The organism is Chromobacterium sp. Ag138 (assembly GCF_055181315.1).
The window spans coordinates 1,620,614-1,631,914 of the sequence record NZ_JBUPWA010000001.1 but is presented as its reverse complement, the minus strand read 5'-3'; the positions used below and the strand labels follow the sequence as shown (position 1 = coordinate 1,631,914).

The 11,301-nt window shown below is 66.8% G+C and carries 14 protein-coding genes; 1 reads left to right on the top strand and 13 read right to left on the bottom strand.

Translation table 11 applies throughout. The annotated features are described in order from the left end of the window. Window positions 1-14: 14 nt before the first annotated feature. The 13 genes from ACY3GB_RS07260 to ACY3GB_RS07200 all read right to left on the bottom strand — a co-directional run bounded on the left by ACY3GB_RS07260 (window position 15) and on the right by ACY3GB_RS07200 (window position 10,684). Window positions 15-938 (bottom strand): DMT family transporter, encoded by a 924-nt coding sequence (locus ACY3GB_RS07260; RefSeq protein ID WP_463088167.1) that lies wholly within the window; start codon window positions 936-938, stop codon window positions 15-17. A 68-nt stretch (window positions 939-1,006) separates the two neighbouring features. Then, window positions 1,007-2,473: an NAD(P)H-hydrate dehydratase gene (locus ACY3GB_RS07255; protein ID WP_463088166.1), complete on the bottom strand. Its 1,467-nt coding sequence runs from the start codon at window positions 2,471-2,473 to the stop codon at window positions 1,007-1,009. A 2-nt stretch (window positions 2,474-2,475) separates the two neighbouring features. Continuing rightward, window positions 2,476-3,081, bottom strand: coding sequence for a flavin prenyltransferase UbiX (locus tag ACY3GB_RS07250; protein WP_463088165.1), 606 nt, complete (start codon window positions 3,079-3,081; stop codon window positions 2,476-2,478). Between the two features lie 54 nt (window positions 3,082-3,135). Then, complete coding sequence (gene rapZ / locus ACY3GB_RS07245; RefSeq protein WP_463088164.1) at window positions 3,136-3,978, bottom strand: RNase adapter RapZ; 843 nt, start codon at window positions 3,976-3,978, stop codon at window positions 3,136-3,138. Next, the gene (hprK, locus tag ACY3GB_RS07240) at window positions 3,959-4,915 is read right to left on the bottom strand and encodes an HPr(Ser) kinase/phosphatase (RefSeq protein WP_021476575.1); all 957 of its coding nucleotides are present in this window, start codon (window positions 4,913-4,915) and stop codon (window positions 3,959-3,961) included. The genes rapZ and hprK overlap by 20 nt, the downstream gene beginning before the upstream one ends. Next, window positions 4,908-5,369 carry a PTS IIA-like nitrogen regulatory protein PtsN gene (gene ptsN / locus ACY3GB_RS07235; protein ID WP_231152062.1) on the bottom strand — a complete coding sequence of 154 codons (462 nt, stop codon included), beginning with the start codon at window positions 5,367-5,369 and terminating at the stop codon, window positions 4,908-4,910. The genes hprK and ptsN overlap by 8 nt, the downstream gene beginning before the upstream one ends. Before the next feature lie 124 nt (window positions 5,370-5,493). After that, entirely contained in the window at window positions 5,494-5,826 is a 333-nt protein-coding gene (hpf, locus tag ACY3GB_RS07230; protein WP_463088163.1) for a ribosome hibernation-promoting factor, HPF/YfiA family, read from the bottom strand. A gap of 67 nt (window positions 5,827-5,893) precedes the next feature. Further along, window positions 5,894-7,294 (bottom strand): RNA polymerase factor sigma-54, encoded by a 1,401-nt coding sequence (locus ACY3GB_RS07225; protein WP_463088162.1) that lies wholly within the window; start codon window positions 7,292-7,294, stop codon window positions 5,894-5,896. A 3-nt stretch (window positions 7,295-7,297) separates the two neighbouring features. Continuing rightward, window positions 7,298-8,026, bottom strand: a complete 729-nt coding sequence (gene lptB, locus ACY3GB_RS07220) for an LPS export ABC transporter ATP-binding protein (RefSeq protein WP_046155702.1) — start codon at window positions 8,024-8,026, stop codon at window positions 7,298-7,300. Continuing rightward, complete coding sequence (lptA, locus tag ACY3GB_RS07215; protein ID WP_463088161.1) at window positions 8,023-8,580, bottom strand: lipopolysaccharide transport periplasmic protein LptA; 558 nt, start codon at window positions 8,578-8,580, stop codon at window positions 8,023-8,025. The genes lptB and lptA overlap by 4 nt, the downstream gene beginning before the upstream one ends. Continuing rightward, window positions 8,570-9,139 (bottom strand): LPS export ABC transporter periplasmic protein LptC, encoded by a 570-nt coding sequence (lptC, locus tag ACY3GB_RS07210; protein WP_463088160.1) that lies wholly within the window; start codon window positions 9,137-9,139, stop codon window positions 8,570-8,572. Before lptC ends, lptA begins: the two co-directional genes overlap by 11 nt. Next, entirely contained in the window at window positions 9,136-9,660 is a 525-nt protein-coding gene (locus tag ACY3GB_RS07205; protein ID WP_463088159.1) for a KdsC family phosphatase, read from the bottom strand. The genes lptC and ACY3GB_RS07205 overlap by 4 nt, the downstream gene beginning before the upstream one ends. Window positions 9,661-9,706: 46 nt before the next feature. After that, entirely contained in the window at window positions 9,707-10,684 is a 978-nt protein-coding gene (locus tag ACY3GB_RS07200) for a KpsF/GutQ family sugar-phosphate isomerase (protein WP_463088158.1), read from the bottom strand. Window positions 10,685-10,794: 110 nt separating this feature from the next. Here ACY3GB_RS07200 and ACY3GB_RS07195 point away from each other — a divergent pair. Continuing rightward, a partial coding sequence (locus ACY3GB_RS07195) for a cation:proton antiporter domain-containing protein (RefSeq protein WP_463088157.1) occupies window positions 10,795-11,301 on the top strand: 507 nt, incomplete at its 3' end.

Sequence of the window (11,301 nt, the reverse complement as noted above, 5' to 3'; positions counted from 1 at the left end):
GCGCGGGCCCCAGGTCAGGACGGCGGTGCGGCCAGCGGCTGCGTTTGCGCGCGGCGCAGAGGCAGTTTCTGCGCCAGCAGCCCGCCCAGGATCAGCGCCAGGCCCAACAGCGTCGACGGCAGGATGGCCTCGCCGACGATCAGGTGGATCAGCAGCAGCGACGCCATCGGCGCCAGGAAGATCAGATTGGCGATGCTGGCGGTGCTGCGCGTCAGCTTCATCGCCGACAGCCACAGCACGAAGGTGAAGCCCATTTCCAGCGCGCCGACATAGGCGGCGCCGGCCAGCCCTTGCCAGGCGGGGAGCGCCAGTTGGCCGTGCCAGGCGCACCAGGCCAGGCTCAGCGGCAGGCTGCAGGCGAAATTCAGCGTCAGGCCCAGCACCGGCTCGCGCGTGTCGCGGGTGTTGAAGATCCAGTAGCCGGCCCACAGCAGCGTCGAGGCGAGCGCCAGCAGCACGCCCAGCTGGTTGGAGAAGTGCAGCTCGAGCAAGCGCCCCCGGGTGCCGATCACCAGCACGCCCAGATAGCAGATCAGCGCGGCGGCGGCGTCCCGGGCGCGCAGCTTCTGTTTCAGCAGCGGCACGGCCAGCAGGGTCATCGTCAGCGCCCAGGTGTAGTTGATCGCCTGCGCTTCCTGGGCCGGCAGCAGCGAGTAGGCCTGGAACAGCACCAGATAGTAGATGAAGGGGTTGACCGCGCCGAACAGCAGCGAGCTTTTCCAGTGGCGGCGGAAGGCGGCGGCCAGCTCGGGCAGGCGGCGCTGCCAGGCCAGGATGGACAGCAGCGACAGCAGGGAGGCGGCGCTGGCGTACAGCACCAGTTGCATCGGACTGAGGTGCTGCAGGCTGAGCTTGAAGGCGCTGGCGACGGTGGACCAGGCCAGCACGGCGCCGAGGCCGAAGGCGTAGGCTTTTTTCTGGTTGTGGACGGACGACAATACGGCTCTCCGGTATGGTGGCTTGCCGATTGATGTTAACCACAAACCGCCGTCATCGGCAAAGCGCTTCAGCCCCCGGCCAGCAGGCGGTTGAGAGCGCGGCTGAGGCGCGGAATGGTGGCGGAGGCGGCGAGGCCGATCGGTCCTCCGTTTTCGGCGCGGTAGCCGTCGCCGGCCAGTCCGTGCAGCCGGACCGCCAGCGAGGCGGCGCCGAACGCGTCCATGCCCTGGGCCAGCAGCGCGGCGATGAGGCCGGTCAACACATCGCCCTGGCCGGCGGCGGCCAGCTCCGGGCCGCCGCTGTCGTTGACGCGGTAATAGCCGTCCGGCCGCGCGATCAGGCTGCCGGCGCCTTTCAGCACGACGACGCTGTCGAGGCCCGCGGCCAGCTCGCGGGCGCGCGTCACGCGATCGGCCTGAATCTCATGGGCGCCCAGCCGCAGCAGCCTGGCGGCTTCGGCGGGGTGGGGAGTCAGCACGGTGGGGGCGCGGCGTTCGGCGACGCGGGCGGCCAGATCGCGGCGGACCGCCAGCAGATTCAGCGCGTCGGCATCCAGCACCAGCGGAACCGGGCGGGCGATGGCCAGTTCCAGCAGCCGCTCCGCCAGTTCCTGCTGTCCCAGGCCGGGGCCGACCGCCAGCACGTCGGCGACGGGCAGGTCCGCCGCTTCGTCCGCCGGGCGCACCATCAGTTCCGGCGCGGCCGGATCGACCGGCAGCCTATCGTCCAGCGGGCACAGATAGACCTTGCCGGCGCCGCCTGCCAGCGCGCTGCGCCCGGCGAGCAGCGCCGCGCCCAGCATGCCGGGCGCGCCGCCGATGACGGACACGGAGCCGTAGCTGCCCTTGTGGCTGTCCCGGTTGCGGGCGAGCGCCGCGGCCGGCGGGCGGTTGAGCTCGCCTTCGGCCTCCGGATACAGGCCGGCGGGGCAGTCCAGCGTCGCCAGCTCGACCTGGCCGGCGAGGTCGGCGCCGTGGCCGCCGAACAGTCCCGGCTTGTGGCAGAGGAAGGTCAGGGTGTGGTCGGCGCGAATGGCCGCGCCTTGCGGCTGCCCGGTATAGGCGTCCAGCCCGCTGGGGCAGTCCAGCGCCAGCTTGCGGCAGTCGAGGCGGTTCAGCCGATGGATCAGGTCGTGCCAGGCCGGGTCCAGCGGGCGGGACAGGCCGATGCCGAACAGGCCGTCTATCAGCAGCGCCGGAGGCGGCGCACCATCAGGCAACTCGGCCAAGATGGCGAGGCCGGCTTTTTCCGCCTGCCGGCGCGCGGCGCGGCATTCGTCGCTGGCCGGCGCGACGGGTTGCAGGACGGTCAGCGGATGGCCGCGTTTGCGCAGCGCCAGCGCCGCGTGCAGCGCGTCGCCGCCGTTGTTGCCGGGGCCGGCGCAGACCAGCAGAGGCGACGCGGGCGGGCAATGGCGGGTGACCCAGTCCGCGGCGGCCAGCGCGGCGCGGCGCATCAAGTTCAGTCCATGGCCGGCGGCGGCCTGCTCCAGCCGGCGCAGCGCCTCCAGGCTCAGGATCGGACCGCCGTCCATGCTCATTCTCCCCAGCGCGGCGTCAAGGTTTGCTCGACGCCCAGTTGATCGAGGATGCGGGAGACGACGAAGTCCACCATGTCGTCCACGCTCTTGGGGTGGGTGTAGAAGCCGGGAGCGGGGGGCAGGATCACCACCCCCAGGCGCGCCAGGTCCAGCATGTTTTCCAGGTGGATGGCGGACAGCGGCGTCTCGCGCGGCACCAGCACCAGCTTGCGCTGCTCCTTGATGCAGACGTCGGCCGCGCGTTCGATCAGGTTATCGCTCATGCCGTGGCGGATGGCGGCCAGCGTGCCCATCGAGCATGGGCATACCACCATCGCGTCCGGCGGATTGGAGCCGGACGCGGCCGGCGCGAACCATTCCTCGCGGCCGTACACTTCCAGCTGGCCGTCGCCGGCGGGATAGCGCGCCTGCAGCCAGGCTTTCATCTCGGCCGGGCGGGAGGGCAGGGTCAGGTGCATTTCCTGCTTGGCCACCACCTGGGCGGCTTGGGAGTACAGCACCCACACCCGCGCGCCGGCGGCGAGCAGGGCCTCGATCAGGCGCAGGCCGTAAGGCAGGCCGGAGGCACCGGTGAGGGCGACGGTGATGATCTTGCGGGGCATCGGCTTCTTTCTCCAGCCGGGCTGGACAGGCAGGGCGGCGGGCCCCGCCGAGGGTCAGTGTTCGCGGTACAGCTGGCGGTGGCGGACCAATACCTGGCGGTCGGGGAAGGCGCGCGCCAGGTTCTCGATGATGTACACCGAACGGTGCTGGCCGCCGGTGCAGCCGACGGCCACCGTCAGGTAGCTGCGGTTTTCCTTGCCGTAGCAGGGCAGCCACTTGGCGATCATCGCCTGGATGTCGGCTATCATCTCGGCCACTTCCTGGCGGCCGGCGAAGAAGTCGATGATGGGTTGGTCGCAGCCGGTGAACGGGCGCAGTTGCGGATCGTAATAAGGATTGGGCAGGCAGCGGGCGTCGAAGACGAAATCGGCGTCCTGCGGCACGCCGTGCTTGAAGCCGAACGATTCGAAGATCAGCGTCAGCTGGCTGCTGTCGGCGTCTACCAGCTCGCGCACCCAGCTTCTGAGGGCGTTGGCGGACAGCTCGCTGGTATCGATGCGGGTGCCCAGCTCCAGCACCTCGGCCAGCATCTCCTGCTCCAGCAATATGCTTTCCTCCACCGTGATGCCGGTGTCGGACAGGGGGTGGCGGCGGCGGGTTTCGGAAAAACGCTTGACCAGCGTCTCCGGCTTGGCCTCCAGGAACAGCAGCCGCACATCCATGCCTTGGGACTTCAGGGACTCCACCACCTTGGGCAGCGCGCCCAGGGTGGGGCCGGAGCGGGTGTCCACGCTGATGGCGATGTCCTTGTAGCCGAAGTCGGCGTACATCGCCATCGCTTCCGGCAGCATGGTGGCGGGCAGATTGTCCACGCAGTAGAAACCGGAATCCTCCAGCGCGCGCAGCGCCACCGACTTGCCGGAGCCGGACAGGCCGCTAATCAATATCAGGCGCATTTTCCTGATCTCGCAAGAAATTGGTGTGGCGTTCGATGAATTCGCGGGTGCTGTCGATGCCGCGCAGCTGCAGGATGTAGTTGCGCACGGCGGCCTCCACCAGCACCGCCAGGTTGCGGCCGGCGGCCACGGGCAGCACCACCTTGCGCACGGTGACGCCGATGATGTCCTGGGTTTCCGACTGGATGTTCAGCCGGTCCAGCGCCTGCATCGCCTGATCGTTGGCTTTGACCAGATGGATGATCAGCTTCAGCACCTTCTTGGGGCGGACCGCGGTCTCGCCGAAGATGGTGCGGATGTTGAGGATGCCGAGGCCGCGCACTTCCAAGAAGTCGCGCAGCAGCGGCGGACAGCGGCCTTCCAGCGTGTCCGGGCCGATGCGGTACAGCTCGACGGCGTCGTCGGCCACCATGCCGTGGCCGCGCGAGATCAATTCCAGCGCCAGCTCGCTTTTTCCCATCGCGGAGTCGCCCATGATCAGCACGCCGATCTCGAACACGTCGAGGAACACGCCGTGCAGCACGGTGGACACCGCCAGCGCGCGGGCCAGATAGATCCGCAGCACATCCATCAGGTACGGGCTTTCCAGCGTGCTGCACATCAGGGGCACGTTGTGGCTGTGGCAGTAGTCGCGCAGCAGCCGGGGCACCGGCTGGTTGTTGGTGACCATCACCACCGACATGCTCTTGTGGAACAGCTGGTCCAGCGCGGTTTTGGCCGCCGACTGCTCCAGCTTGTTCAGGTAGTCGACCTCGGCGAGGCCGAGCACCTGCACCCGGTTGGGGTGGATGAAGTTGAGGTGGCCGACCAGGGCCAGCGTCGGGCGCTGGTCGTCGTTGCCGATCACGTTGTCGGAGCCGCCGGTGCCGGCGACCCAAGTCAGATTCAGCTTCTGCTGGTTTTCCTGATACAGCCGGCGCACGGTGATGCTAGGCATGGGGCGTCCATTCGCAAAGCAGCTTGTACAGTTCGTCGCGGGCGCAGGCACCCAGCATCTGCTCGCGCATCTGGCGGCTGGAGAACAGTTGCGCCAGCTCCGACAGCACCTGCAGGTGCAGGTCGGTGGCGTGCTCGGGGACCAGCAGCACGAACAGGCATTGCACCGGCTTGCCGTCCGGCGCGTCGAAGGGAATGGGCGCCTTCAGGCGGATGAACACGCCGGTGGCTTCCTTGAGGCCGCGCGCGCGGCCGTGGGGAATGGCCACGCCCTGGCCGAGTCCGGTGGAGCCCAGTTTTTCACGGCTGAACAGGCTGTCGAAAACCTCGCTGCGGGCGATGCCGCGGGTGTTTTCCACGAGCAGTCCCACTTGTTCGAACACCCGCTTCTTGCTGGCGACGTCCAGATCCAGCAGGATATGGTCCGGGGTCAGGATCTTGCCGATGAGAGTCATGTTGGAGTATGCATGCGGCTCTTGGGGTGAAACTGTGAATTCTACGTTGCCTTGATAGTACTGAAAACCGGCAAGCGCAAAGAAAAACGGGAACCGTGAGGCTCCCGTTGTCTTCAGTCCGGCCTTACAGCGAGGCCTGGGCCTGAGACGCTTCGCCCGAGCCCACCGCGCGGTGCTCGGTCAGCTTTTCCTTGTACTTCAGGACTTGGCGGTCCAGCTTGTCCATCAGGACGTCGATGGCGGCGTAGAGGTCGGCCTCGGAAGCTTCGATGTGGATGTCCTTGCCGGACAGGTGCACATTGACTTCAGCCTTCTGGACCAGCTTGTCCACCGACAGGGTGACGGAGATGTCGATCACGTGGTCGACATGGCGGGTAATGCGCTCGAGCTTGTTCTCGATGTATTCGCGCAGCGACGGGGTGACTTCCAGGTGCAGGCCAGTTACTTTGAGGTTCATACCCTAGCTCCTTCTGGTGTTGACCACCCGGTCGGGTTGCCGGGCGGCATTGTATTCTTGAGGCCCCTTACAGCGCCTTGCGCAGATTCACCGCCGGAATCTGCATGGCTTCACGATACTTGGCTACGGTGCGTCTGGCAACCTGTATTCCCTGCTTGGCCAGCGCGTCGGCGATGGCGCTGTCGGACAGCGGCTTCGCGCGGTCCTCGGCGTCTATCATGCCGCGGATGTGGGCCTTGATCGCGGTGGCGGAGCACTCTCCGCCGCTTTCAGTTTCCAGCGAACTGCCGAAGAAATACTTGAGCTCGAACAAGCCTCGCGAACAAAGCAGGTATTTCTGGCTGGTGGATCGGGAAACGGTGGATTCGTGCAGGCCCAGCTCTTCCGCGATGTCCCGCAGGATCAGCGGGCGCATCGCCACTTCGCCGTGCTCAAAGAACGATTGCTGGCGCTCAACGATAGCTTCCGCCACTTTGAGTATGGTGTCAAACCGTTGCTGGATGTTCTTGACCAGCCAGCGGGCCTCCTGCAGCCGGCCCGACATTTCGCCGCCGGCGCGCTGGTCGGCCAGCATGCGCTCGTAGAGCCGGTTGACGCGCAGGCGGGGCATCGCGGCGCGGTTGAGCTCGGCCGCCCAGCGGCCGCGCAGCTTGCGCACGCTGATGTCGGGAATCACGTAATGGGTTTCGCCGTGGCCGAAACCGGTGGCCGGGTGCGGGTTGAGGCGGGCGATCAGCGCCTGCGCGCCGCGCAGCGCCGCGTCGTCGCAGCGCAGCAGCTTTTTCAGCCGGGCGTAGTCGCGGCCGCCGAGCAGGGCCAGATGCTCGCGGACGATGGCCAGCGCCAGCGCGTGCTCAGGCTCGCCGCCGGGCCGGCGCTGCAGCTGCAGCGTCAGCGATTCGGCCAGCGAGCGCGCGCCGACGCCGGCGGGGTCGAACTGCTGCAGCAACCTGAGGCCCACCGCCAGCTCGTCGACTTCCAGCTCCAGCTCCAGCGGCAGGTTGCCGGCCAGTTCGTCCAGCTCCAGCGGCAGGTAGCCGTCGTCGTCCAGCTCCTCGATCAGCAGGCGCATCACCGCGCGGTCGCGGTCGGAGAGGGCGATTTCGCCCAGCTGCGTCAGCAGGTGCTCGCGCAGGCTGACCGGGCAGGGCACGTTGAGCATGGGGTCGAAGTCATTGTCGTCCCCCTTGCGGCTGCCGGCGCCCCAGTCCAGCAGTTCGCCGGCGCCGTCGTCGCGGCTGTCGGCATCCTGGGACTCGGCCGGTCCTTCCTGCTGTTCCGCGCCGTCGGGAGCGGCTTCGCCGTCGCGGGGCTCGTCGCCGCGCTCCAGCAGCGGATTGTCCAGCAGGAAGCGCTCCACCTCCGTCTGCAGATCCAGCGTGGACAGCTGCAGCAGCTTGATCGATTGCTGCAGCTGCGGCGTCAGCGTCAGCTGCTGGGATACCTTGAGCTGAAGAGCCTGTTTCATCGTTTACAGATGGAAGTGCTCGCCGAGGTAGACCTCGCGCACTCTCTCGTTGTTGACCAGTTCTTCCGGCTCGCCGGAGGCCAGCACCGAGCCGTCGCTGATGATGTAGGCGCGGTCGCAGATGCGCAGCGTCTCGCGCACGTTGTGGTCGGTGATCAGCACGCCGATGCCGCGCTCCTTCAGGAAGGAGATGATCTTCTGGATGTCGATCACCGCGATCGGGTCCACGCCGGCGAACGGCTCGTCCAGCAGGATGAAGCGGGGGCGGGTGGCCAGCACGCGGGCGATCTCCACCCGGCGGCGCTCGCCGCCGGACAGCGACAGCGCGTTGCTGTCGCGCAGATGGCCGATGTTCAGGTCGTCCAGCAGCAGATCCAGCTCTTTTTCCAGCTCTTTGCCCTTGAGGCCGGAGATTTCCAGGATGGCGGCGATGTTCTCTTCCACCGTCATGCGGCGGAAGATGGACGCTTCCTGCGGCAGGTAGCCGAGGCCGAGCTGGGCGCGCTGATGGATCGGGTAGTGGGTGATGGACGCGTCGTCGAGGCGGATGTCGCCGTCGTCGGCGCCGATCAGGCCGACGATCATGTAGAAGCTGGTGGTCTTGCCGGCGCCGTTGGGGCCGAGCAGGCCGACGACTTCGCCGCTCTCGATGCTGAGCGACACGTCCTTGACCACGGTGCGCTTCTTGAAGCGTTTTTTCAGATTGGTGACGGTGAGGATGCTGTGCTTCATGGCGCGGCGGCTCCGGCGGCGGGCTTGGCGGCCGCCGGCTGCGACGCGGTGTTCTTCGGCTGCAGGATCACGGTGGTGCGTCCGCCCTTGCCGGCGTTGGCGCCGCCGCCCATCACCTGGTAGACCTCGCTCTGGGTGTCGTAGGTGATCACGTTGCCGATCACGAGGTCGCCGTTGCGCTTGACGCGGGCGTTGCCGGTCAGCACCGCGAAGTGCTTGGCGCTGTCGTAGTCCAGTTTGCTGGACTGGCCTTCGATCCAGCCGCTGTTGTTGTCCAGCTTCTGGCGGAAGGTGACGATGCGGCCGGTGGCCTGCAGCGTCTGGTTGCCTTGCTGGTCCTGGGTGGCGACCACCTTGTCGGCGTTCAGCCGCAGCGTGCCCTGGATCACCACCACGTTGCCGGTGCAGGTGGAGACGCCCTTGGTCTGCTCCATGGTGCAGCCGTTGTCGCTGGTGATCTCGATGGGCTTGGTTTTGTCTGCCTGTTCGGCGTAAGCCAGCGCGGAGGCGGCCAGCAGCAAGCCGGCCAGCAGGATGCGAGAGTTATTTGGCATAGACGATCTTGGTCTTGGAATACAGATTGAGCAGGCCCTGCGACTCCAGATAGCTGAAGCCGATGGAGTTGGCGACCGAGTTGCCTTGGTAGATCACCGACGGCGCCTTGGAGCTGGCGAAGCGCTTGCCGGTATCGACGAACATCGCGCTGCTGACCAGCCGGGTTTCGGGCTGCTTGCTGTCTGCGGGTTTGATCAAAACGACTTTCTTGTCGAAGTAGGCCTGCTGGCTCTTGTTGTTGTAGCGGCCGGTCTCGCCGGTCACATGGTATTGCAGCACGCCCTGCTGGTACTGGTACAGGTCGGGGTTCTCGAAATAGGCGTCGGGCTTGCCCGGATACTGCCACATGCGGGTGGCGATCAGCCGGTCCATCAGCTTGCCTTGCTTGTCGTAGCGGGTGGCGATCATGTTTTCCGCCACGTACTCGGGCTTGTCCGGATCGAGTTCGCGGCGGCGGCTGTCCCAGCGCGAAATCTGGTCCAGCCATATCGTCAGCAGCGCGGTCAGTCCGATCAGCAGCACCGGGAACAGGCGGTGGGAGCGCAGCAGCTTGATCATGCCAGATACCGGGCGAGCACGCCTTCGAACGTGCCCTGGGCCTGCATGATCAGCTCGGCCAGCTCGCGCACCGCGCCATGGCCGCCGGGGTTGCCGGTCACGTAATGGCAATGCTGGCGCACCTGCGGCGGGGCCTCGGGCACCGCGACCGCCAGGCCGACCCGGGTCAGGATGGGCAGGTCGATCAGATCGTCGCCGATGAACGCGCATTGTTCGGCGGACAGGCCGGTCTTGTCCAGCAGCTCGGCCAGCGCGACTTTCTTGTCGTGGACGCCGCCGTAGTAGTGGTCGATCTTCAGCGCCTGGGCGCGGTGCTCGACGCAGCGGTCGGCGCGGCCGGAAATGATGGCCAGCTGCACGCCGGTGCTTTGCAGCAGGCGTAGGCCGAGGCCGTCCTGCACGTAGAACGATTTGCTTTCGTCGCCCTGGGCGTCGTAGTAGATGCGGCCGTCGGTCATCACGCCGTCCACATCCATGATCAGCAGTTTCACCTTGCGGGCCTGCTCGGAAATCATACGCATTGCTTGATCCTTGCCGCCGCCAGTCGCTGGGACTGGCCGGCTGGTTTTAAAACACGCCGGCGCGCAGCAGGTCGTGCATGTGCAGCACGCCGGCCAGCTTGCCCTGGGCGTCGACGACCACCAGGCTGGTGATCTGATGTTGTTTCATCAGGAAGCCGGCTTCGGCCGCCAGCTTGTCCGGCTGGATGGACCGCGGCTTGCGGCCCATCACCTCGTCTATCTTCAGGCGGTAGACGTCCACGCCCTTTTCCAGCGTGCGGCGCAGGTCGCCGTCGGTGTAGATGCCGTGGAGCGTGCCGTCGGCTTCGCTGACCGTGACCATGCCCAGCCGCTTCTGCGACATTTCCAGCAGCGCGTCCTTCAGCAGCGTGCCCGGCGCCACCCGCGGCAGATCTTCGCCGGCGTGCATCAGGTCCTTCACGTGCACCAGCAGGCGCCGGCCCAGGCTGCCGCCCGGGTGGGACAGCGCGAAATCGCTCTGGCCGAAGCCGCGCGCCTCCATCAGCGTGACGGCCAGCGCGTCGCCCAGCGCCATCTGCGCGGTGGTGCTGGTGGTGGGGGCCAGGTTCAGCGGACAGGCTTCGCGCTCGACATGCGTGTGCAGCAGGATGTCAGCGGCCTGGGACAGCGTGGATTCGGACCGACCGGTCACCGCGATCAGCTTGCCGCCCTTCAGCTTCAGCGCCGGCAGCAGCGACACCACTTCGGCCGACTCGCCGGAGTTGGACAGCGCGATCACCACGTCGTCGCCGGTGATCATGCCCAGGTCGCCGTGGGCGGCTTCGGCCGGATGCACGAAGAAGGCCGGCGTGCCGGTGCTGGCCAGCGTGGCGGCGATCTTGCGCCCCACGTGGCCCGACTTGCCCATGCCGGTGACGATCACGCGGCCCTCGCAGGACAGGATGGCCTCCACAGCGTCCAGGAAGTCGCCGTTCAGGCGTTCGGCCAGCGTGTTCAGCGCGGCCGCTTCTTCATGCAGCACTTCGCGCGCCGTTTCCAGCCGGCTGGTGTGATTTTTTTCCATAAGGCAAAAGTATATCAAAGGTTATAATCGATTGACGCGGGTGCTGGTGCAAGTTTTGCTTGGCGGTCGTGTTTTCCGTTGCCAATCGTATCCTGGAGCCCCGACCGCCGATGCATTCCATGGCCCCCATCGTCCTTGTCCTGTTGGCCGCCGTGCTGGTGGTCACCTTGTGCCGAAGCCTGAAGGTGCCGGCCATGCTCGGCTACCTGGTGGTGGGCTTCCTGACCGGCCCGGGGGTGATGAACCTGATCCCGCAGGGCAAGGAAACCGCCTTCCTCGGCGAAATCGGCATCGTGTTCATGATGTTCACCATCGGCCTGGAGTTTTCCCTGCCCAGGCTGAGGGCGATGCGGCAGCTGGTGTTCGGCGTCGGCTTCGCCCAGGTGGCGCTGACCATGCTGCTGGTGGCGATGGCCATCGCCTATCTGACAGGCAGTCCGTTGACAGGTTTCGCCGTCGGCGGCGCATTGGCGATGTCGTCCACCGCCATCGTCAGCAAGTTGCTGGCGGAACGGCTGGAGCTGAACCTGCCGCACGGCCAGCTGGCGATAGGCGTGCTGCTGTTCCAGGACATCGCCGTGGTGCCGCTGCTGATCATGCTGCCGGCCTTCGCCGGC